The organism is Citrobacter sp. CK180 (genome assembly GCF_030333655.1).
In the GTDB taxonomy this organism is placed as follows: Bacteria; Pseudomonadota; Gammaproteobacteria; order Enterobacterales; family Enterobacteriaceae; genus Citrobacter_B; species Citrobacter_B koseri.
Map to the genome: position 1 here is coordinate 65,725 of NZ_JAOWFM010000028.1, position 22,335 is coordinate 88,059.

The window sequence follows — 22,335 nt, forward strand, 5'->3', positions numbered from 1 at the left end:
TGACCAACAGGTGTTACAGCAAATCGCGGAACTGGGTCTTTTTCAGCGCCAGTTCAACGCCACGAATTTCCGCCAGCCCTTTCAGACGACCAATAGCGGAGTAGCCGGGGTTGGTTTTCTTATGCAGATCGTCAAGCATCTGATGACCGTGATCCGGGCGCATTGGGATCGGACGCAGATCGCCTGCCAGCTTACGACGCTGTTCTTCCGTAAGAATTGCGGTAATCACCGCGACCATATCGACATCCCCTTGCAAATGCGCGCCTTCGTGGAAGGTTTTCGGGTTATCTTCACGGCAGGTTGAGCGTAAATGGGTAAAGTGAATGCGGTCGCCAAACGTCTCGATCATTTTCACCAGGTCGTTATCCGCGCGTACGCCGTACGAACCGGTACACATGGTGAACCCGTTGTTAATGCTGTCTACGGTTTCTTTCAGCCACTGCATATCTTCAATGGTGGAGACGATGCGCGGCAGGCCGAGGATGGGACGCGGCGGATCGTCAGGATGCACCGCCAGGCGCACGCCGACTTCTTCTGCCACCGGCACAATCGCACGCAGGAATACCGCCATATTTTCGCGTAAATCCTCTTTGCTGATACCGTTATATTCCGCCAGACGCGCACGGAACTGATCCAGCGTATAACCCTCTTCAGCGCCAGGCAGCCCGGCGATAATATTCCGGGTCAGTTTTTCGATATCCGCAGCGCTCATGGCGTTGAAGTAGTCCAGCGCCTGGCGCTGCTCTTCTTCGCTGTAGTCCGCTTGCGCGCCGTCACGCTTCAGGATGTGCAGTTCGAAAGCCGCAAAGGCAATCTGATCGAAACGCAGCGCTCTGGAACCATCGGGCAACGGATATTCAAGGTCGGTACGCGTCCAGTCGAGAATCGGCATAAAGTTGTAGCACACGGTATCAATACCGCAGGCGGCCAGATTACGGATGCTTTGCTGATAGTTTGCAATCCAGGTCTGGTACTGCCCGGAGCGGGTTTTAATCTCTTCATGCACCGGAATACTTTCGACAACAGACCAGGTCAGCCCTTTCTCAGCCAGAATGGCCTGGCGCTTTTTAATCTCTTCAACCGGCCACACATCACCGTTCGGAATGTGGTGCAATGCCGTCACAACCCCCGTTGCGCCAGCCTGACGCACATCATCAAGCGATACCGGATCGTTAGGCCCGTACCAACGCCAGGTTTGTTCCATTGCTTCACCTCACAAGTTGTTATACCAAATTAGTTTACCTGAGTGATGACTACCATACAGGTATCGCGTAAATGGTCAACGCAGGGCGCATGATTGATTGATCCAGCTCACAATCCCCGGATAAATGCGGCATACCAATTCAATTTGGTGTCATATAACTTTACACTGCTATTGTTAATTAATGGTTAATCAGGTGTGTTCTTAATGAAGACTATTGCCTCTGCCCCACTCCCGGAAGGCGTACAGACGCCCCGCTACGATCGACAACAACTACAAACCCGGATTGTGCACTTCGGTTTTGGCGCGTTTCACCGCGCCCATCAGGCATTATTGACCGACAGAGTGCTGAATGCGCAAGGCGGAGACTGGGGGCTCTGCGAGATCAGCCTGTTCAGCGGCGATCGCCTGATGAGCCAGCTTCGCGAGCAGAATCACTTGTACACCGTGCTGGAAAAAGGCGCGAACGGCAATCAGGCGATTATCGTCGGCGCGGTCAAGGAGTGTCTGAACGCAAAGCTGGATTCGCTTGCCGCTATTATCGAAAAGTTTTGCGAGCCGCAGGTGGCGATAGTGTCACTCACTATCACCGAAAAAGGATATTGCATCGATCCGGCAACCGGTTCGCTCGACGTGTCAAACCCGCGCATTATTCACGATATGCAACACCCCACGGAGCCGCACTCGGCGCCGGGGATTCTTGTGGAGGCCCTGCATCGTCGGCGTGAGCGCGGGTTGTCGCCTTTCACGGTTCTCTCCTGCGATAACATCCCGGATAACGGCCATGTGGTTAAAAACGCCGTTCTGGGCATGGCGGAAAAACGCGCGGCGGAGCTGGCGGCGTGGATTCAGCAGCACGTCAGCTTCCCGGGAACGATGGTAGACAGAATCGTGCCTGCCGCCACAGAGGAGTCGCTGGACGAAATTACCCGCGAGCTGGGCGTCGCCGATCCCTGCGCCATCAGTTGTGAACCGTTTATACAGTGGGTCATTGAAGATAACTTTGTGGCAGGCCGCCCGCAGTGGGAAGTCGCTGGCGTGCAGATGGTTGATGACGTGCTGCCCTGGGAGCAAATGAAACTACGCATGCTCAACGGCAGCCATTCGTTCCTTGCGTATCTCGGCTATCTGGCCGGGTTCCAGCACATCAGCGATTGTATGCAGGACAGCGCGTTTCGCGAGGCCGCTTACCGCCTGATGATGAATGAACAGGCACCGACATTGCGCATCACCAACGTCGATTTATCCCGCTATGCCGCCAGCCTGATTGAACGCTTCGCCAATCCGGCGCTGAAGCACCGGACCTGGCAAATCGCGATGGACGGCAGCCAGAAATTACCGCAGCGGATGCTGGAAGGCATTCGCGAACATCTGACGCGTGGGAGTGACTGGCCGCTGCTGGCGCTGGGCGTCGCAGGCTGGATGCGCTACGTCAGCGGCGTGGACGACGCTGGTGCAACGATTGATATTCGGGACCCGCTCAGCGAAAAAATTCGCCTGCTTGTTGAAAGCAGCAGTGACGCGGAGCGGGTTAGCGCGCTGCTGTCGTTGCAGGAGGTTTTCGGCACGGATCTCGTGAAAAATCCCCTGTTTGTGCAGGCCATTGAGCAAGCCTGGCGGCGCATTGCGCAACATGGCGCGCATCAGGCGGTCATTGATACGTTAAAAAGTTAACAATTTCTGTCTTTCCAGCGGACGAAAAAATTCTTCGTCCGCTCTGCCCTTCTCTTTTTCGTTTTTTTTCGCCAGGATTAGCACGAGCCGTTACGGCATATCATTATTCTGGAGCAGACGTGACCAAAACCAACCTCATTACCGGCTTTCTCGGCAGTGGAAAAACAACCTCTATTCTTCATCTGTTAGCCAACAAAGATCCTGCGGAAAAATGGGCCGTGCTGGTCAACGAATTTGGCGAAGTGGGCATTGACGGCGCACTGCTTGCGGACAGCGGCGCATTGCTGAAAGAGATCCCCGGTGGTTGCATGTGTTGCGTGAACGGATTACCAATGCAGGTGGGGCTAAATACCCTGCTGCGCCAGGGCAAGCCGGATCGCTTGCTGATCGAACCGACAGGACTTGGCCATCCGAAACAGATCCTCGATTTGTTAACCGCGCCGGTTTACGAGCCGTGGATCGACCTGCGCGCCACGCTGTGCATCCTTGATCCGCGTTTACTGCTGGATGAAAAGAGCGTCGCCAACGAAAACTTCCGCGACCAGCTGGCTGCCGCCGATGTCATCGTCGCGAATAAAACCGATCGCGCTACGCCGGAAAGCGAAAGCGCCCTGCAAACCTGGTGGCAACAGTACGGCGACAATCGTCAACTGGTTCATGCCGACCACGGGCAAATCAACGGACAGCTGCTGGATTTACCGCGCCAGAATCTGGCGGAACTGCCCGCCAGCGCCGCCCACACGCACCAGCATGCCGAAAGAAAAGGGCTCGCCGCGCTTAGCCTGCCGGCGCAACAGCGCTGGCGTCGCAGCCTGAACAGCGGCCAGGGGCATCAGGCCTGCGGCTGGATTTTTGATGCGGATACCGTGTTCGACACCATCGGCCTGCTCGAATGGGCGCGCCTCGCGCCGGTTGGACGAGTGAAAGGCGTTATGCGCATTAAGGAAGGTCTGGTGCGTATTAATCGTCAGGGTGACGATCTTCATATTGAGACCCAAAACGTCGCGCCGCCGGACAGCCGCATCGAACTCATCTCAGACCGTGAAACAGACTGGAACACATTACAGACCGCATTGTTGAAGCTTCGTTTAGCCGAGGACGCGTAAGGTTGCCTCCGTTTTACTGAATGGCGAGATGATAATGAAAACCCGGTATCCCCTCATACTGCTGATTAACGCTGCGGGTCTGGCGTTGTTTTTGTCGTGGTATATTCCAGTCAATCACGGATTCTGGTCTCCTCTCGACGCGAACATTTTCCACTTCTTTAACCAGAAGCTGGTTGAAAGCCGCGCATTTCTCTGGCTGGTGGCGATCACCAATAACCGGGCGTTTGATGGTTGCGCGCTGCTGGCGATGGGCTGCCTGATGCTGAGTTTCTGGTTAAAAGAGACCCCGGCGGGCCGTCGGCGTATTATCATCATCGGCCTGGTGATGCTTTTATCTGCGGTTGTGGTGAATCAGTTAGGCCAGGCGTTTATTCCGGTCAAACGCGCCAGTCCTACGCTGACGCTTGAAAATATTCACCGCGTCAGCGATCTCCTGCATATTCCAACCAAAGATGCGTCAAAAGACAGTTTCCCTGGCGATCACGGAATGATGCTGCTTATTTTTTCCGCATTTATGCTGCGTTATTTCGGAAAAGTCGCAGGTTTCATCGCCCTTATTATATTTGTGGTTTTTGCCTTTCCGCGCGTAATGATCGGCGCCCACTGGTTCACGGATATTGCGGTCGGTTCGCTGACAACGGTGCTGATTGGATTGCCCTGGCTGTTAATGACGTCGTTCAGCGATCGCGTGATACGGTTTTTCGATAATTATCTGCCCGGTAAAAACAAACAAAATTTAAACAAATAAATCACATCAATTAACATCGTCATCAGAGAGCGTTCTCACTCCTGATGGCGATCGTCGATTATTTCCCGCCCCGCCGTCATCTTCCTGTCATCTTCTTCCCGTTGAAAATGAACGTATTGCCTGTTATTCGCCTCATTTGCGTTTAATTTAGCCAATGCCACTAATTCACTTTCAGTATCATAATTTCTTATAAAAAATCCCGCCAAACTGCTCGCAATGGCAGCAACGATCGGGTAATCTTGAACTCGTTTTGCCTCGCTGGATAATTATTCTCTTTGCGAATAAATTTGTGCGTTCCGCCACAGATTTGACCTTAAAGAATTGTCTCATTGTGCGCAGGTAATTAGTCTCGTCACGTTTGGCATTTTTATAACGATATTTGTCGTTAAGGACTTCAAGGGAAAACAAACAACATGGTCAGGTCTCAACCGATTTTGAGATATATCCTGCGGGGAATTCCCGCGATTGCAGTGGCGGTTCTGCTTTCTGCATGTAGCACTACAAATACCGCAAAGAACGTGCATTCTGAGACGCATGCTGTGGGCAATGGAGATAACTCTTCACTGCAAGCCTCTCAGGATGAATTTGAAAATATGGTGCGTAACCTCGATGTTAAATCGCGGATTATGGATCAGTATGCTGACTGGAAAGGCGTGCGTTACCGCCTTGGCGGCAGCACCAAAAAAGGTGTCGATTGTTCCAGCTTTGTACAGCGTACATTCCGTGAACAATTTGGTTTAGAACTGCCTCGCTCAACCTATGAGCAGCAGGAAATGGGCAAATCCGTTTCGCGCAATAACCTGCGCACGGGCGATCTGGTTCTGTTCCGCGCCGGTTCGACGGGCCGTCATGTAGGCATCTACATCGGCAACAACCAGTTTGTTCATGCGTCTACCAGTAGCGGCGTTATTATTTCCAGCATGAACGAGCCTTACTGGAAAAAACGTTACAACGAAGGGCGCCGGGTTCTGAGCCGCAGTTAATTTTTCGTCTGACCGCTATCCCTTGGCAATCCTGACGAGACACATAAAAAGCACTGCTTCGGCGGTGCTTTTTTTGCGTTCTATCGCATCCCTGTAGAAAAGTATGACGATGCGGTTTAATCCAGGTTATAGTCTTTTAAATCAAGCATTTTAATCGCATTCGGTTACCTCAGGTAGAACCAGTAACTATGTTCACACGCGCCTCCTCGTCCTCGCGAAAAATCCTGCTCACCTGCATTCTCACAGGGGTCATCGTCGCGTTACTTATCAGTAGCCTGCAATTTTTAATGTCATGGCATAAACGTGAAGTCAAATACGACACGCTGATATCCGACGTACAACATTATCTGGTGAGCTACTTCGCCGACCTTAAAGCCACGACGGATGTGTTACAGCCCCTGACGCTTAATGACTGCCAGCAAGTCTCTTCCGAGCTGACCTCCCGCGCCGCTTTTAGCCTGAATGTGCGCGCCTTTTTGCTCGTCAAAGACAAAATCGCCTTCTGCTCGTCGGCAACCGGATCGATGGACACGCCGCTTACCGACCTGGTATCCAATATCGACATCCGCAAAGAGATTGATATGGCGATACTTCCCGGCACGCCGATGATGCCGGATAAACCGGCGATGGCGATTTGGTATCGCAACCCGTTATTAAAAGAGAGCGGCGTATTTACCTCACTGAATATCAACCTGACGCCCTACCTTATTTACACCGCCCGACAGGAAGATTTTGATGGCATCGCATTAATTATTGGCGATACCGTGCTCTCGACGTTTTCTTCGCATTTAATGACCGTGAAAGAGCTGTCGGGCACGCCTTCGCGCCAGGCGACAATAAAAGGGCTGCCGCTGAAGATACAGCTATACGCCGACAGCTGGACCTATAACGACGTGGGCTATGCCCTGCTGCTGGGCAGTATGAGCGGTATCATCGCCGCCCTGCTCTGCTACTACATCAGCTCTATCCGCCTGAAGCCGGGACGAGAGATCCTGGTGGCTATCAAGCGCGAACAATTTTATGTGGTCTATCAACCGGTCGTTGATACCCAAACGCTCAGGGTCACGGGTCTGGAAGTGCTGTTACGCTGGCGTCACCCTACGGCAGGCGAAATCCCGCCTGACGCGTTTATTCATTACGCAGAAGCCCAGCAGCTTATTGTGCCGCTCACCCAGCATCTGTTTAAACTCGTGGCGCGCGACGCCCCCGCGTTGCAGAAGGTACTGCCTGTCGGGGCAAAGTTTGGCATCAATATCGCGCCTGACCACCTGCACAGCAACAGCTTTAAAGAGGACATCCGTCTCCTGGCGGAATCCTTACCGCCGCATCATTTTCAGATCGTACTGGAAATTACCGAACGCGATATGCTCAATCAACATGAAGCGGCTAAATTATTTGAGTGGCTGCACTGCGCTGGATTCGAAATCGCAATTGATGATTTTGGCACCGGCCATAGCGCCCTCATCTATCTGGAACGCTTTACGCTGGACTACCTGAAAATCGACCGTGGCTTTATTAATGCGATTGGTACGGAAACCGTGACCTCTCCAGTTCTGGATGCGGTTTTGATGCTCTCTAAGCGCCTGCATATGCTGACCGTTGCGGAAGGAGTGGAAACCCCGGAGCAGGCCCGATGGCTACGCGATCATGGCGTCAATTTCCTCCAGGGGTACTGGATTAGCCGCCCTTTAGCGCTTGAGGACTTCGTTCACTGGATGAATACCCGGCCCGCGCCGAAATGGTGACGGCACTCTTCTGCCCGAATGGATTCACAACAGAGGCTGCGTCACTTATTATTCAGGATTGACGCTTGCCTGACGGTGGCAGGTGATAAGAAAAGGAAACCATTTTCCGATGATTGCTCGCGTAATGCTTCTGTTTGTCGCCCTGGCCAGCTTTGGCGTACAGGCTCAGGCCATCAAAGAAAGTTACGCCTTTTCCGTGCTTGGCGAACCCAAATACGCCTTCAATTTTAATCATTTCGATTATGTCAATCCGGCGGCGCCAAAAGGGGGGCGGATAACGCTTTCCGCGACCGGGACATTCGATAATTTCAACCGCTATTCCATGCGCGGTAATCCTGGCGCACGTACCGAGCAGCTTTACGACACGCTTTTTACCACCTCTGACGACGAACCCGGCAGCTACTACCCGCTCATTGCCGACAACGCGCGATATGCGGAGGATTACTCCTGGGTGGAAGTGACCATCAACCCACGCGCCCGTTTTCATGATGGTTCGCCCATCACTGCCCGCGACGTCGCCTTCACCTTCCATAAATTTATGACTGAGGGCGTGCCGCAATTTCGTCTGGTGTACAAAGGCACGACCGTCAAAGCCATCGCTCCGCTTACCGTCCGCATTGAATTAGCCAAACCCGGTAAAGAGGATATGCTCAGCCTGTTTTCTTTACCGGTCATGCCGGAAAAATTCTGGAAGGATCATAAGCTCAGCGACCCGCTCTCTAAGCCTCCTCTTGCCAGCGGCCCGTACCGCATAACCCAGTGGAAAATGGGCCAGTACATTGTCTATTCCCGGGTAAAAAACTATTGGGCTGCTAATCTGCCGGTAAACCGGGGGCGCTGGAACTTTGATACCATCCGCTACGACTACTACCTTGATGACAACGTCGCGTTTGAAGCCTTTAAGGCCGGGGCGTTTGATCTGCGTCTGGAGAATGACGCGAAAAACTGGGCGACGCGCTACACCGGTAAAAACTTTGATAACCATTACATCGTTAAAGACGAACAGAAAAATGAATCCGCACAGGATACGCGCTGGCTGGCCTTTAATATTCAGCGTCCGGTATTTAACGATCGTCGCGTGCGTGAAGCGATAACCCTGGCATTTGATTTCGAATGGATGAACAAGGCATTGTTTTATAATGCCTGGAGCCGGGCAAATAGCTATTTCCAGAATACCGAGTATGCCGCCAGAAACTACCCCAGTGCAGACGAACTGGTCTTACTCGCGCCCATGAAAAAGGATCTGCCGCCGGAGGTCTTTACCCGGATTTATCAGCCGCCAGTCTCAAACGGCGATGGCTACGATCGGGAAAACCTGCTGAAGGCCGATAAATTACTCACAGAGGCGGGATGGGTACTGAAAGGCCAGCGACGCGTTAACAGCGCGACCGGCAAAACGCTGAGCTTTGAACTGCTGCTTCCGGCAGGCGGCAACAGCCAGTGGGTTCTTCCCTTCCAGCATAATTTGCAGCGTCTTGGCATCACGATGAACATCCGCCAGGTTGATAACTCGCAAATCACCAACCGTATGCGCAGTCGCGACTACGACATGATGCCGCGGCTGTGGCGCGCCATGCCGTGGCCCAGCTCCGATCTACAAATATCCTGGGCGTCTGAATACATTGACTCCAGCTATAACGCGCCAGGCGTGCAAAGCCCGGTCATTGATAAACTGATTACCCAAATCATTGCCGCCCAGGGCGATAAAACGAAGCTGATTCCCCTCGGGCGGGCGCTGGATCGGGTATTGACCTGGAATTACTACATGCTGCCAATGTGGTATATGGCGGAAGACAGGCTCGCCTGGTGGGATAAATTTTCCCATCCGGCCATTCGGCCGATCTACACCATTGGACTGGATACCTGGTGGTATGACGTCAACAAAGCGGCAAAACTTCCCGCCGCCAGACGACAGGGAGAATAAATGGGCGCCTACCTGATTCGACGTCTGTTACTGGTGATCCCGACGCTGTGGGCCATCATTACAATCAACTTTTTTATTGTCCAGATCGCACCGGGCGGCCCGGTTGACCAGGCGATCGCGGCCATTGAATTCGGCCAGTCTGGCGCCCTGCCCGGCGCCGGTAGCGAAGGCGTTCGCGCCAGCCACGCCCAGACCGGCGTAGGGAATATTAGCGACAGCCACTATCGCGGCGGACGTGGGTTAGATCCCGAGGTGATCGCGGAGATCACGCATCGCTACGGCTTTGATAAGCCTGTTCATGAGCGCTACTTTAAAATGCTCTGGGACTATGTTCGTTTCGATTTCGGCGACAGCCTGTTTCGCAGCGCATCCGTACTGACGTTAATCAAAGACAGTCTGCCCGTGTCCATTACGCTCGGATTGTGGAGTACGCTCATCATTTATCTGGTGTCGATCCCGCTGGGCATCCGCAAAGCGGTATATAACGGCAGCCGTTTCGACATCTGGAGCAGCGCTTTTATCATCGTTGGCTACGCTATCCCCGCCTTCCTGTTCGCCATCTTATTGATCGTTTTCTTTGCTGGCGGTAGCTATTACGACCTCTTCCCGCTGCGCGGCCTGGTATCCGCCAATTTTGATTCCCTGCCCTGGTATCAGAAAATTACCGACTACCTCTGGCATATCACGTTACCGGTACTGGCGACGGTGATCGGCGGGTTCGCCGCGCTGACCATGTTGACCAAAAACTCTTTTCTGGATGAAGTCCGCAAACAGTACGTTGTCACCGCGCGCGCAAAAGGGGTGAGCGAAAAAAACATTCTGTGGAAGCACGTTTTCCGCAACGCCATGCTGCTGGTGATCGCCGGTTTTCCGGCCACCTTTATCAGCATGTTTTTCACCGGTTCGCTGCTCATTGAAGTGATGTTTTCCTTAAACGGGCTGGGGTTGCTGGGCTACGAAGCGACCGTGTCACGCGACTACCCGGTAATGTTTGGCACGTTATACATTTTCACCCTGATCGGCTTGCTGCTGAATATCCTGAGCGATATCAGCTATACGCTGGTTGATCCACGCATTGATTTTGAGGGACGCTGATGCCGCGATTAAGCCCTGCAAACCAGGCCCGCTGGGCGCGTTTTCGTCATAATCGCCGGGGGTACTGGTCACTGTGGATTTTCCTGGTGCTGTTTGGCCTGAGTCTGTGCGCCGAACTGGTCGCCAACGATAAACCGCTGCTGGTACGCTATGAGGGAAGCTGGTACTTTCCGCTGGTCAAAAACTACAGCGAAAGCGATTTCGGCGGGCCGTTCGCAACGCAGGCGGATTATCAGGACCCCTGGCTGCAAAAGCAGCTTGAAAACCACGGATGGGTGCTGTGGGCGCCCGTGCGTTTTGGCGCCACCAGCATCAACTTTGCCACTGATAACCCCTTCCCCTCTCCGCCATCCACACAACACTGGCTGGGAACCGACGCGAATGGCGGCGACGTGCTGGCGCGCATCCTCTACGGCACGCGAATCTCTATCCTGTTTGGTTTGATGCTTACCCTCTGTTCCAGCGTAATGGGCGTGCTGGCAGGCGCGTTGCAGGGGTATTACGGCGGAAAAATCGACCTGTGGGGGCAACGGTTCATCGAAGTGTGGTCAGGAATGCCGACGCTGTTTCTGATTATTCTGCTCTCAAGCGTAGTGCAACCCAATTTCTGGTGGCTGCTGGCTATTACCGTCCTGTTTGGCTGGATGAGCCTGGTCGGGGTGGTTCGCGCGGAATTCCTGCGCACGCGCAATTTCGACTACATCCGCGCCGCACAGGCGCTGGGCGTCAGCGATCGCAGCATTATCCTGCGTCACATGCTGCCCAACGCGATGGTCGCCACGCTGACCTTTTTACCGTTCATTTTGTGCAGCTCGATTACCACATTGACGTCGCTGGATTTTCTCGGATTTGGCCTGCCGCTCGGCTCCCCTTCCCTCGGCGAATTACTCCTGCAAGGTAAAAATAATTTGCAGGCGCCGTGGCTTGGGATCACCGCGTTCCTGTCCGTCGCGGTGTTATTGTCGCTGCTGATTTTTATTGGCGAAGCAGTACGCGACGCGTTTGATCCCAACAAGGCGGTATAAGATGACGCATCCTCTGTTAACTATTGAGAATTTATCGGTAGGTTTTCGCCATCAGGAGAACGTGCGCACGGTTGTTAACGACATCTCTCTACAGGTTGACGCAGGCGAAACGCTGGCGCTGGTGGGCGAATCCGGCTCCGGTAAAAGCGTCACCGCGCTGTCGATTCTGCGGTTGCTGCCCTCTCCACCTGCGGTGTATCTCGCGGGCGATATCCGTTTTCATGGCGAGTCATTGCTCCACGCCAGCGAGCAGACGCTGCGCGGCGTGCGGGGCAATAAAATCGCCATGATTTTTCAGGAACCGATGGTATCGCTAAACCCGTTGCATACGCTGGAAAAACAGCTCTACGAAGTGCTGTCCCTGCACCGGGGAATGCGCCGTGAGGCCGCCAGGGCCGAAATCCTGAGCTGCCTGGATCGCGTAGGGATTCGTCAGGCCGCGAAACGGCTGAGCGATTATCCCCATCAGCTCTCAGGCGGCGAACGCCAGCGCGTGATGATCGCAATGGCGTTGCTCACGCATCCTGAACTGTTAATCGCCGATGAACCCACGACCGCTCTGGATGTCTCCGTACAGGCGCAAATCCTGCAACTGCTGCGTGAACTGCAACGCGAACTGAATATGGGTATGCTGTTTATCACCCATAATCTCAGCATTGTGAAAAAACTGGCGGACGCCGTGGCGGTGATGCAAAACGGACGATGCGTGGAGCAAAACCGTGCGTTGCCGTTGCTTAGCGCGCCTGAGCATCCCTATACGCAGAAGTTGCTGAACAGCGAACCCACCGGCTCCCCGGTTCCATTGCCCGGTGAGTCGTCGCCGCTGCTGGAAGTGAACCAGCTTCGCGTCGCATTCCCGATTCGAAAAGGGGTTCTGAAACGCGTGGTGGATCATAACGTCGTGGTTAACGAGGTGAGTTTCGCGCTTCGACCCGGTGAAACGCTGGGGCTGGTCGGTGAATCCGGGTCAGGGAAAAGCACCACCGGCCTGGCCTTGCTGCGGTTGATTCGTTCGCAGGGCAGCATCACTTTTGACGGCCAGCCGTTGCAAAATTTAACCCGCCGTCAGTTGCTGCCGGTTCGTCACCGTATTCAGGTGGTATTTCAGGACCCGAACTCATCGCTGAACCCCCGCCTCAACGTACTGCAAATTATTGAAGAAGGCTTACGCGTCCATCAACCGGCCCTTTCTGCCGGGCAGCGCGAAGAACAGGTTATCGCCGTCATGAAGGAAGTGGGTCTGGATGCTGAGACGCGCCATCGTTACCCGGCGGAATTTTCCGGCGGCCAGCGCCAGCGTATCGCTATCGCCAGGGCGCTAATACTGAAACCGTCGCTGATTATTCTGGATGAACCGACATCATCGCTGGACAGAACGGTTCAGGCACAAATCCTGGCGCTGTTGAAATCTTTACAACAAAAGCATCGCCTGGCTTACATTTTCATCAGCCACGATCTGCATGTTGTGCGCGCATTATGCCATCAGGTCATTGTACTGCGACAAGGAGAAGTGGTGGAACAGGGGCAATGTGAGCGTGTCTTTACCGCACCACAACAGGAGTATACGCGTCAGTTGCTCGCGCTAAGCTGACGCTCAAAAAGGATTGTTGTTCGAAAAGGGTTCCGCTATCGCTACGCCGAAATTTTTCAGGCGGCAGGTCGCGGCAAATTCGTCCTGACGATTAACAAACAGGCACGGCTCGCCTTCGCACTCCAGAACAGAGCAAGGCACTTCGATGTCGCTAAGCGCCTGGCTAAGTGTATGCATCACCGGCCATGCGCTGTCGCCATCGGGACTCAGGAGTTTGAGCGCCACCAGACTGTTTTCTGTGTTCTGCCCGTTTTGCGGAATCGGTTCAACTTTTGAACCTGCAAAACCCGTTAACCACCGATAGTTCTGCGGTAAACGATGAATGATTGAGAGTTGTAATGTAGTCACTTTCTTTCCCCGGAAGCACATTCACTTCACAATTTATTTACATCCATATTAACACATCATTGACAACCCGTCCTTAAACAGATCGAAAACGCTTACATCCCTGGTCTGAGCGGCCTGTACAGCCCGTTATTAAAATATTTTTTGCCAGTGCCGGACGTATTTGCGGGCTATATGTACCCGTTTCTGCGATCTAACTCAACCTTTTTAACTACAATGATGTGACTTTTTACATAAATTGATTTTACATAAAATAAACATAAATGGAAAAAATGATGGATTTGACGTTGATGTACGTCAACAAAGGAAGCCTTCCGGCTTCCATGTTGTGTATTAGATCACCGTTTTTTCGGGCGGCTGGCGTAGAGATAGAAGAGAATGGAGCAGGTTGCGCAGAAAGCAATCGACCAAATCATCGGCCAGGCGGAGGTAAAGGTTGCCAGCGACAGCAGCGCCCCAACAATCGCGCCAATGCCAAACCGGAACGTACCGGCCAGCGACGAGGCGGTGCCCGCCATATGCGGAAATTCATCCAGAATAACGGCCATCGCGTTTGAAGAGACCATAGAAACGCATCCGACAAACGCCGCGACGCCAACCACCAGCGCCCAAAAGCCCACGCCAAACAGCGCGCTGAATACCATCCAGGCCGCCATCACAAACTGAATCCATAACCCGGTACGGAACATATTCAACGCCCCAACCCGGCGCACGAAGCGGCTGTTGATAATGGTCATCACAAACAAGAACACAATGTTCAGCGCAAAGTAATAGCCAAAATGCTGCGGCGACACATGGTTAATCTCGATGTACACAAACGGGCCGGCGCTGAGGAACGAGAACATTCCCGCAAAGCTAAATCCGCTGGCCAGCATATAGCTCAGTACGCGTTTGTGTCGGAACAGCGAGGCAAAGTTCCCTATCGTGGTACGAATATGGAACGGCTGACGGCGTTCAACGGGAAGCGTCTCGTTAATCAACAAGAAGATCATCACCGATGCCAGAATCGCCGCCACCGCCAGAATCCAGAAGATGTAATGCCAGCTCAACCACACCAGAACCCACCCACCAATAATCGGCGCCATCAGCGGCGCGATTGTCGTCACCAGCATGACGAATGACATCATGCGGGAGAACTCTTCTTTCGGGTAGATATCGCGCATCAGAGCATTGATCACCACGCTCGCCGCAGCGGCGGCAAGACCGTGGAAGAAACGCATGATGATCAACTGGTCGATAGTCTGCGCCAGCGCGCATGCCACCGCCGCCGCCGCAAACACCAGCGTCCCGCCGAGGATAACCGGCTTGCGCCCGAGACTGTCCGCCATCGGGCCGTAAATAAGCTGCCCCACGGCGAACCCCAGAATATAGGTACTGAGGGTCATCTGCGCGCTGCCCGCCGGTACGCCAAACTGGGCAGAAATCACCGGCAGCGCCGGAAGATACATATCAATCGACAGCGGCATCAGCATGGCTAACAGGCCAAGGATAAAAACAATGGCAAAGGATGAGTGCTGCCGGGTGGTCACAAATGAACTCCTGAATTTAGCGGGACGTAAAGCGCCTGGCTCACCGGGTCTATAAACCGACGCTGGCGATTTCTTCTTCGGTCAACGGGCGATACTCGCCAGGTTCGAGGTCGTCATCCAGCACAATTGCGCCGATGCGTTCGCGGTGCAGTTCGACAACATGGTTCCCCACGGCGGCGAACATCCGCTTCACCTGGTGGTAGCGCCCTTCGCTAATGGTCAGACGCACCTGCGTCGGGGTGATCACCTCCAGCACGGCCGGTTTGGTGAGGTCTTTCTCATTATGCAGTTGCACGCCTTTGGCAAACTGTTCGGCGGTATCCGCAGCTACCGGCGATTCCAGCGTGACCAGATAGGTTTTCTCACAATGATGGCGCGGAGAGGTGATCCGGTGCGACCACTGGCCATCATCCGTCATCAACACCAGTCCCGTGGTGTCGATATCCAGCCGCCCGGCGGCATGCAGCTTGTACGCGACAGGTTCATCAAGGAAATAGAGTACCGTGGGATGATCCGGGTCGTCCGTTGAACAGACATAGCCCTGAGGCTTATTAAGCATAAAGTAGCGCGGACCATTTTTCTGAACCAGCGTGTTGCCATCGTACTCGACATTATGTTCTGGCAGGAGTTTAAACGCCGCGTTTCGGATGATTTCGCCATCGACGATAACACGGTTACTACGAATCTCACGCCCGGCAATAGCACGGCTGACGCCGAGTTGCTGAGCGATAAATTTATCAAGTCGCATGAGTTTGATTTTGCCTGTAATAATACGGAAATCGGGCATAACGCCCGAAAAATGAAGCCGTTGTCCATCCAGTATAACGGGCTCTAACCATCGCTCAAGGGAAATGATTCATGGCATACTATTCCCTGTACCGTTCATCGTAGTGAGACCATGATTTTTACACTTCGTCCTTACCAGCAAGAAGCCGTGGATGCCACGCTCAACCATTTTCGCCGCCACCGCACGCCTGCTGTGATTGTCCTGCCGACCGGCGCAGGCAAAAGTCTGGTGATTGCCGAGCTGGCGCGAGTGGCGCGTGGGCGCGTGCTGGTGCTGGCGCATGTAAAAGAGCTGGTCGCGCAAAACCATGCCAAATATTGCGCGCTGGGGCTGGAGGCCGACATTTTCGCCGCCGGTCTGAAGCGTAAAGAGAGCCACGGCAAGGTGGTGTTTGGCAGCGTGCAGTCGGTCGCCCGTAACCTTGACGCCTTCCAGGGCGAGTTTTCGCTGTTGATTGTCGATGAATGCCACCGCATCGGCGACGATGAAGAGAGTCAGTATCAGCAAATCCTGGCGCACCTGAGTAAAGTGAATCCCCACTTACGTCTGCTCGGCCTGACGGCCACCCCTTTCCGGTTAGGCAAAGGCTGGATTTATCATTTCCATTACCACGGCATGGTGCGCGGCGACGAAAAAGCGCTCTTTCGCGACTGCATTTATGAGTTACCGCTGCGCTACATGATTAAGCATGGTTATCTGACGCCGCCGGAGCGTCTGGATATGCCCGTGGTGCAGTATGATTTTAGCCGCCTGCAGGCACAGAGTAACGGCCTGTTCAGCGAAGCTGACCTCAATCGCGAGCTGAAAAAGCAGCAGCGCGTGACCCCGCACATCATCAGCCAGATTGTTGAATTTGCCCAAACCCGCAAAGGGGTGATGATTTTCGCCGCCACCGTCGAACATGCCAAAGAGATTGTGGGTTTGCTGCCCACCGATGATGCGGCGCTGATTACCGGGGACACGCCGGGCGCAGAGCGCGACGTGATGATTAACGATTTCAAAGCCCAGCGCTTTCGTTATCTGGTGAACGTCGCCGTGCTGACGACCGGGTTTGACGCGCCGCATGTCGATCTTATCGCTATCCTGCGCCCGACAGAGTCAGTCAGTCTTTACCAACAAATCGTGGGGCGTGGTCTGCGGCTTGCGCCTGGAAAAACCGACTGTCTGATCCTCGACTATGCCGGAAACCCGCACGATCTGTATGCGCCGGAAGTGGGCACGCCAAAAGGCAAAAGTGACAACGTTCCCGTGCAGGTGTTCTGCCCAGCCTGCGGGTTCGCCAATACCTTCTGGGGGAAAACCACCGCTGACGGCACGCTGATTGAGCATTTCGGTCGCCGCTGCCAGGGCTGGTTTGAAGATGATGACGGGCATCGCGAACAGTGCGATTTTCGCTTCCGCTTTAAAAACTGCCCGCAATGCAACGCGGAAAACGATATCGCCGCCCGGCGCTGCCGGGAGTGCGACACGATTCTGGTTGACCCGGACGATATGCTGAAAGCGGCGCTAAAACTCAAAGATGCGCTGGTATTGCGCTGTAGCGGGATGGCGTTACAACACGGGCATGATGAGAAAGGCGAATGGCTGAAAATCACCTACTACGATGAGGACGGCGCCGATGTGAGTGAGCGCTTCCGATTGCAGACGCCCGCTCAACGCACCGCCTTTGAACAGTTGTTTATTCGCCCGCATACCCGCACGCCGGGTATTCCGTTACGCTGGATCGCTGCGGCGGATATCCTGGCGCAACAGGCGCTGCTTCGCCACCCTGATTTTGTCGTCGCCCGCATGAAAGGTCAGTACTGGCAGGTGCGCGAAAAAGTCTTCGATTATGAAGGCCGCTTCCGGCGGGCACATGAATTGCGCGGTTAATCGTACTTTTGATTGATGTGATAGCCATTTGAGTATAGAATCTCGCCCGCTTTTGCATACGCAAAGCAGATCACTTACCTGTTGCTGGGTCGCCTGTAACAGGAATTATTTAAGAGAGATTTAAATGTTTACTATCAACGCAGAAGTACGTAAAGAGCAGGGTAAGGGTGCGAGCCGCCGCCTGCGCGCCGCTAACAAGTTCCCGGCAATCATCTACGGTGGCGCTGAAGCCCCGATTGCTATCGAACTGGACCACGACCAGGTTATGAACATGCAAGCTAAAGCTGAGTTCTACAGCGAAGTTCTGACCATCGTTGTTGACGGTAAAGAAGTAAAAGTTAAAGCTCAGGCTGTACAGCGTCACGCGTTCAAGCCGAAGCTGACTCACATCGACTTCGTTCGCGCGTAATCGCCAACAAGTTGAAGAAAAACCCCGCCACGGCGGGGTTTTTTTATGGTGCGCGACAAGGCGATAAACCGTAAGCCGGATAAGGTGCCTGCACCGCTATCCGGCGTTACAACACATAACGTCAAAACCGTTAATTACCGCCGGACGTCCGACGCTGGAGCTGATCGCGCAAGTTTGGCGGCGTTCCCTTGATCGTCAGCGTATCGGTCGCCGGGTCCCAGAAAATCCGCTCACCTAACAGCATGGCGTCGAAGTTGATGGTTAACCCACCGCCGCTCCCGGCATATTTCGTCAGTTGACGCAGCGTGCTGCGGTCCGCCGGGAAACTCTCTTCCAGCTCATAGCCTTTGTCAGCGGTAAATTCTCTGAAGCTGACTTCGCTGACGCCGGATAACTCTTTCGACAGCGATTCAAGCTCAATCTCTTCACCAGACTGCAATTGCTCATTGCAGTAGCTGTACACCTGCTGACGGACATTCTGACGTTCAGCTTTGTCCAGCTGCGCTTCTGCGGTGAAATCGTCCACCGCCTGCAACAGCCCCCGGTTTTGCGCTTTCGCGTTCAGCCCTTCGCTGGCGCCCAGGAAATCCATAAAGAAATCGGCCACTTTGCGCCCTACCCGGCCTTTCAGGAAGGTCAGATAACGGGTGGATTCCGGGTTCGTTTCCCATTCGGTCAAATCGATACGCGCCACAATATCCGCATGGTTAATATCCAGATAGTGCGTCGGGTTGATATCCAGGTTCTCATTCACGCGCATGCTGCTTAAGTTGTTCAGCACCGCCACCAGCAGATACTCCACCGCCAGATAACGGTAATGGCAGAACAGGACAATACCGCCGTCCGCAAACGGGTATTTCGCCAGTTCGTCGCGTAAACGGCCGGTCGCCGCACGGCTAAAGGCAAGAAAATCCTCCTCGCCCTGACGCTGCAACCGCAGCGTTTGCGCCAGTTCACTCTCTTCGCTGAACAGGCCGTACGCTTTGTTCTTGGCGCTATAGACCCGGTGCAGTTCAGCCACCATATCGACAACGGTGGTTGTCGGCTCCAGTAATGAATCGCGCAAGACCAGCTCAAGATTTTGCTCATCACGTTTGATAAGCTGGTGCAGGGCAATCTGGTTGATATCCAGACTCATGATAAACTCTCCTTTATGACCGGGCGGTATTCAATCACCTGACGGGCGGTGACGCAACAGGAGATAAAAAAGCAGAAAAAAAACTGTTGCTACGGTAATATGTTGCCCTTTCATGAACAAACTGATTGCGATTTATGCCACAACACTCCCGCTATAGTGACGAACACGTTGAACAATTACTGAGTGACCTGCTCAACGTACTGGAAAAACATAAGGCACCGACCGACCTTTCCCTGATGGTGCTGGGAAACATGGTCACCAACCTTATCAACACCAGCATCGCACCGGCTCAACGCCAGGCGATTGCGAACTCTTTTGCCCGCGCATTACAGTCTTCAATTAACGACGACAAAGCGCATTAAGGGAAACGAACGGCTATTTATGGTAACTCATCGTCAGCGCTACCGTGAAAAAGTCTCCCAGATGGTTAGCTGGGGGCACTGGTTTGCACTGTTCAACATTCTGCTGGCCATGGTGCTCGGTAGCCGTTACCTGTTTGTCGCAGACTGGCCGACAACGCTTGCAGGGCGTATTTACTCGTACCTGAGCATTGTCGGGCATTTCAGCTTTCTGGTGTTCGCCGCCTATCTGCTGATCCTGTTTCCTCTGACATTTATTGTCATGTCCCAGCGGCTGATGCGTTTTTTGTCAGCTATCCTGGCGACGGCGGGCATGACGCTGTTGCTGATCGACAGCGAAGTTTTTACCCGCTTCCACCTGCACCTGAATCCCATTGTCTGGGAACTGGTCATTAACCCCGATCAGAACGAGATGGCGCGCGACTGGCAGCTGATGTTTATTAGCGTGCCGGTCATCCTGTTAATCGAAATGCTGTTTGCGACCTGGAGCTGGCAAAAGCTGCGCAGCCTGACGCGACGCCGCCATTTCGCCAAACCGCTTGCCGCATTCTTTTTCGTCTCATTTATCGCTTCGCATGTGGTGTATATCTGGGCAGACGCCAACTTCTATCGCCCGATCACCATGCAGCGCGCGAATTTACCGCTGTCATACCCGATGACGGCGCGCCGTTTTCTGGAAAAACACGGTCTGCTGGATGCGCAGGAGTATCAGCGCCGTCTGGTGGAACAAGGCAACCCGGAAGCCGTTTCCGTTCAGTATCCGCTGAGCGATTTGCAATATCGCGACATGGGCACCGGCCAGAACGTACTGTTAATTACGGTCGATGCGCTGAACTATTCACGCTATGAAAAACAGATGCCCGCGTTGGCCGCATTCGCTGAACAGAATACGTCGTTCACGCGCCACATGAGTTCAGGCAACACGTCTGACAATGGAATATTTGGTCTGTTCTATGGCGTATCGCCCAGCTATATGGACGGTATTCTGTCGACCAGAACGCCTGCCGCGCTGATCTCGGCGCTGAACCAGCAAGGCTATCAGTTAGGGCTATTCTCTTCTGACGGCTTCACCAGCCCGCTCTACCGCCAGGCGCTGCTGTCAGACTTCTCCATGCCAACTGTGCAAACGCAGTCCGACGAGCAGACAGCGAGTCAGTGGATTAACTGGTTAGGACGTTACGCCCAGGAAGATAACCGCTGGTTCTCATGGGTTTCCTTCAACGGCACAAACGTTGACGACAGCAACCAGAAAGACTTTGCGAAACGGTATGCCCGCGCCGCAGAGAACGTGGATGCCCAGATTAACCGGGTGCTCAGCGCACTGCGTGACGCAGGGAAACTCAACAACACCGTGGTGATCATTACGGGCGGTCGCGGCGTACCGTTAGCGCAGGAAGAAAGCCATTTCGCCTGGTCTCGCGGCCATCTGCAAGTACCGTTGATCATTCACTGGCCGGGCACGCCAGCGCAGCGAATCAACACTCTGACCGACCATACGGATTTGATGACGACGCTGATGCAGCGACTGTTGCACGTCAGTACGCCAGCCAATGAGTACTCGCAGGGACAGGATCTGTTCAACGCCACGCGCCGCCATTACTGGGTGACCGCGGCGGACGGCAGTACGCTGGCGATTACCACGCCGGAAATGACGCTGGTACTGAACAATAACGGCACCTATCAGACATACGATCTACACGGCGAGAAGATCAAAGACCAGAAGCCGCAGCTGAGCCTGTTGTTGCAGGTACTGACCGACGAGAAACGATTCATTGCTAACTGATTAATTATAAATCAGTTAGCAAGACATCCCCTTGCATTCGTGGTGGAAAGCGGTAGTATTGGCATCCACAAGTCGGCACGTAGCGCAGCCTGGTAGCGCACCGTCATGGGGTGTCGGGGGTCGGAGGTTCAAATCCTCTCGTGCCGACCAAAATCCCTTAGAAAAACCAACCTCTTACGGTTGGTTTTTTTATGCCTGCCGTTCTCTTCCAGTACTGTGCTAACACCGCATAATCAAAAGGTTTTACTACTTACCCATGCCCAAAATAGGGTAAAATTTATTCTCTCATCAACGCGATGAATCTGGACGATTTTCGCGCTAAAAACAATAATGATACGAGTATGTACTCAGGAGAATAGTATGCCTGAAGCAACGCCTTTTCAGGTGCTTATTGTGGACGATCATCCACTTATGCGACGAGGTATTCGTCAATTACTGGAACTGGATACCGCATTTAATGTCGTTGCCGAAGCTGGCGATGGGGCGAGTGCTATCGATCTGGCAAGCCGTCTCGATCTTGATCTGATCCTGCTTGACCTGAATATGAAAGGCCTGAGCGGGCTTGATACGCTGAATGCGCTGCGTCGGGATGGCGTCACCGCACAGATCATTATCCTGACGGTTTCCGACTCTGCCAGTGACGTGTACGCGCTGATTGATGCCGGAGCGGACGGCTATTTACTGAAAGACAGCGACCCGGAAGTGCTGCTGGAAGCGATTCGTGCTGGCGCCAACGGCGGCAAGGTATTCAGCGATCGCGTCAGCGAATACCTGCGCGAACGGGAACTGTTTGGCGCAGAGGAAGATCCCTTTAGCGTGCTCACTGAACGCGAACTGGACGTGCTGCACGAACTGGCTCAGGGGCTGTCGAACAAACAGATTGCCTCCGTGCTGAATATTTCTGAGCAGACGGTTAAGGTGCATATTCGTAATTTACTGCGAAAGCTGAACGTGCGCTCGCGCGTCGCGGCGACCATTCTCTTTTTACAAACACGCGGAATGCAGTAACAAGATATGCCCG

General features: G+C 53.7%; 19 protein-coding genes and 1 tRNA gene. 15 read left to right on the top strand and 5 right to left on the bottom strand.

Annotated elements, in window-relative coordinates; genetic code table 11:
- Window positions 1-13: 13 nt before the first annotated feature.
- The gene (gene uxuA / locus OGV50_RS02390) at window positions 14-1,204 is read right to left on the bottom strand and encodes a mannonate dehydratase (RefSeq protein WP_012131587.1); all 1,191 of its coding nucleotides are present in this window, start codon (window positions 1,202-1,204) and stop codon (window positions 14-16) included.
- A gap of 204 nt (window positions 1,205-1,408) precedes the next feature.
- On the opposite strand from uxuA, the gene OGV50_RS02395 reads away from it, so the two are divergent.
- The 9 genes from OGV50_RS02395 (at window position 1,409) to yejF (ending at window position 13,092) form a co-directional block, all read left to right on the top strand.
- Window positions 1,409-2,875: a mannitol dehydrogenase family protein gene (locus OGV50_RS02395; protein ID WP_200090836.1), complete on the top strand. Its 1,467-nt coding sequence runs from the start codon at window positions 1,409-1,411 to the stop codon at window positions 2,873-2,875.
- 119 nt (window positions 2,876-2,994) lie between these two features.
- Window positions 2,995-3,981 (top strand): CobW family GTP-binding protein, encoded by a 987-nt coding sequence (locus OGV50_RS02400; protein ID WP_012131585.1) that lies wholly within the window; start codon window positions 2,995-2,997, stop codon window positions 3,979-3,981.
- Between the two features lie 28 nt (window positions 3,982-4,009).
- A complete protein-coding gene (locus OGV50_RS02405; RefSeq protein ID WP_047462461.1) occupies window positions 4,010-4,729 on the top strand; it encodes a phosphatase PAP2 family protein in 720 nt (239 codons plus the stop codon).
- A 413-nt stretch (window positions 4,730-5,142) separates the two neighbouring features.
- Window positions 5,143-5,712 carry a bifunctional murein DD-endopeptidase/murein LD-carboxypeptidase gene (mepS, locus tag OGV50_RS02410; protein WP_012131581.1) on the top strand — a complete coding sequence of 190 codons (570 nt, stop codon included), beginning with the start codon at window positions 5,143-5,145 and terminating at the stop codon, window positions 5,710-5,712.
- A 188-nt stretch (window positions 5,713-5,900) separates the two neighbouring features.
- Window positions 5,901-7,457 carry a cyclic di-GMP phosphodiesterase gene (locus OGV50_RS02415; protein ID WP_049009458.1) on the top strand — a complete coding sequence of 519 codons (1,557 nt, stop codon included), beginning with the start codon at window positions 5,901-5,903 and terminating at the stop codon, window positions 7,455-7,457.
- 109 nt (window positions 7,458-7,566) lie between these two features.
- Window positions 7,567-9,381, top strand: coding sequence for an extracellular solute-binding protein (locus tag OGV50_RS02420; RefSeq protein WP_200090837.1), 1,815 nt, complete (start codon window positions 7,567-7,569; stop codon window positions 9,379-9,381).
- Window positions 9,382-10,476: a microcin C ABC transporter permease YejB gene (locus tag OGV50_RS02425; RefSeq protein ID WP_012131578.1), complete on the top strand. Its 1,095-nt coding sequence runs from the start codon at window positions 9,382-9,384 to the stop codon at window positions 10,474-10,476.
- Window positions 10,476-11,501, top strand: a complete 1,026-nt coding sequence (locus OGV50_RS02430) for an ABC transporter permease (protein ID WP_286488273.1) — start codon at window positions 10,476-10,478, stop codon at window positions 11,499-11,501. The genes OGV50_RS02425 and OGV50_RS02430 overlap by 1 nt, the downstream gene beginning before the upstream one ends.
- Window position 11,502: 1 nt before the next feature.
- Window positions 11,503-13,092 carry a microcin C ABC transporter ATP-binding protein YejF gene (gene yejF / locus OGV50_RS02435; protein WP_049008253.1) on the top strand — a complete coding sequence of 530 codons (1,590 nt, stop codon included), beginning with the start codon at window positions 11,503-11,505 and terminating at the stop codon, window positions 13,090-13,092.
- A 3-nt stretch (window positions 13,093-13,095) separates the two neighbouring features.
- Here yejF and OGV50_RS02440 read toward each other — a convergent pair whose 3' ends face one another.
- The 3 genes from OGV50_RS02440 to rsuA all read right to left on the bottom strand — a co-directional run bounded on the left by OGV50_RS02440 (window position 13,096) and on the right by rsuA (window position 15,714).
- A complete protein-coding gene (locus OGV50_RS02440) occupies window positions 13,096-13,440 on the bottom strand; it encodes a YejG family protein (protein ID WP_047462451.1) in 345 nt (114 codons plus the stop codon).
- A 335-nt stretch (window positions 13,441-13,775) separates the two neighbouring features.
- The gene (locus OGV50_RS02445) at window positions 13,776-14,966 is read right to left on the bottom strand and encodes a Bcr/CflA family multidrug efflux MFS transporter (RefSeq protein ID WP_024130168.1); all 1,191 of its coding nucleotides are present in this window, start codon (window positions 14,964-14,966) and stop codon (window positions 13,776-13,778) included.
- 49 nt (window positions 14,967-15,015) lie between these two features.
- A complete protein-coding gene (rsuA, locus tag OGV50_RS02450) occupies window positions 15,016-15,714 on the bottom strand; it encodes a 16S rRNA pseudouridine(516) synthase RsuA (RefSeq protein WP_286488274.1) in 699 nt (232 codons plus the stop codon).
- 150 nt (window positions 15,715-15,864) lie between these two features.
- On the opposite strand from rsuA, the gene radD reads away from it, so the two are divergent.
- Window positions 15,865-17,625, top strand: a complete 1,761-nt coding sequence (gene radD / locus OGV50_RS02455) for a DNA repair helicase RadD (protein ID WP_115614675.1) — start codon at window positions 15,865-15,867, stop codon at window positions 17,623-17,625.
- A gap of 124 nt (window positions 17,626-17,749) precedes the next feature.
- Window positions 17,750-18,034 carry a 50S ribosomal protein L25 gene (gene rplY / locus OGV50_RS02460; RefSeq protein ID WP_012131568.1) on the top strand — a complete coding sequence of 95 codons (285 nt, stop codon included), beginning with the start codon at window positions 17,750-17,752 and terminating at the stop codon, window positions 18,032-18,034.
- A 130-nt stretch (window positions 18,035-18,164) separates the two neighbouring features.
- Here rplY and yejK read toward each other — a convergent pair whose 3' ends face one another.
- Window positions 18,165-19,172, bottom strand: a complete 1,008-nt coding sequence (gene yejK, locus OGV50_RS02465; protein ID WP_012131566.1) for a nucleoid-associated protein YejK — start codon at window positions 19,170-19,172, stop codon at window positions 18,165-18,167.
- A 134-nt stretch (window positions 19,173-19,306) separates the two neighbouring features.
- Here yejK and OGV50_RS02470 point away from each other — a divergent pair, with 134 nt between their 5' ends.
- From OGV50_RS02470 to narP, 4 genes are all read left to right on the top strand, one after another.
- Window positions 19,307-19,534 (top strand): YejL family protein, encoded by a 228-nt coding sequence (locus tag OGV50_RS02470; protein WP_012131565.1) that lies wholly within the window; start codon window positions 19,307-19,309, stop codon window positions 19,532-19,534.
- 19 nt (window positions 19,535-19,553) lie between these two features.
- Complete coding sequence (gene yejM, locus OGV50_RS02475) at window positions 19,554-21,314, top strand: LPS biosynthesis-modulating metalloenzyme YejM (protein ID WP_012131564.1); 1,761 nt, start codon at window positions 19,554-19,556, stop codon at window positions 21,312-21,314.
- Window positions 21,315-21,387: 73 nt separating this feature from the next.
- Window positions 21,388-21,464 (top strand) — tRNA-Pro (locus tag OGV50_RS02480).
- Window positions 21,465-21,674: 210 nt separating this feature from the next.
- Window positions 21,675-22,322 carry a nitrate/nitrite response regulator protein NarP gene (narP, locus tag OGV50_RS02485; protein ID WP_012131563.1) on the top strand — a complete coding sequence of 216 codons (648 nt, stop codon included), beginning with the start codon at window positions 21,675-21,677 and terminating at the stop codon, window positions 22,320-22,322.
- Window positions 22,323-22,335: the final 13 nt, after the last annotated feature.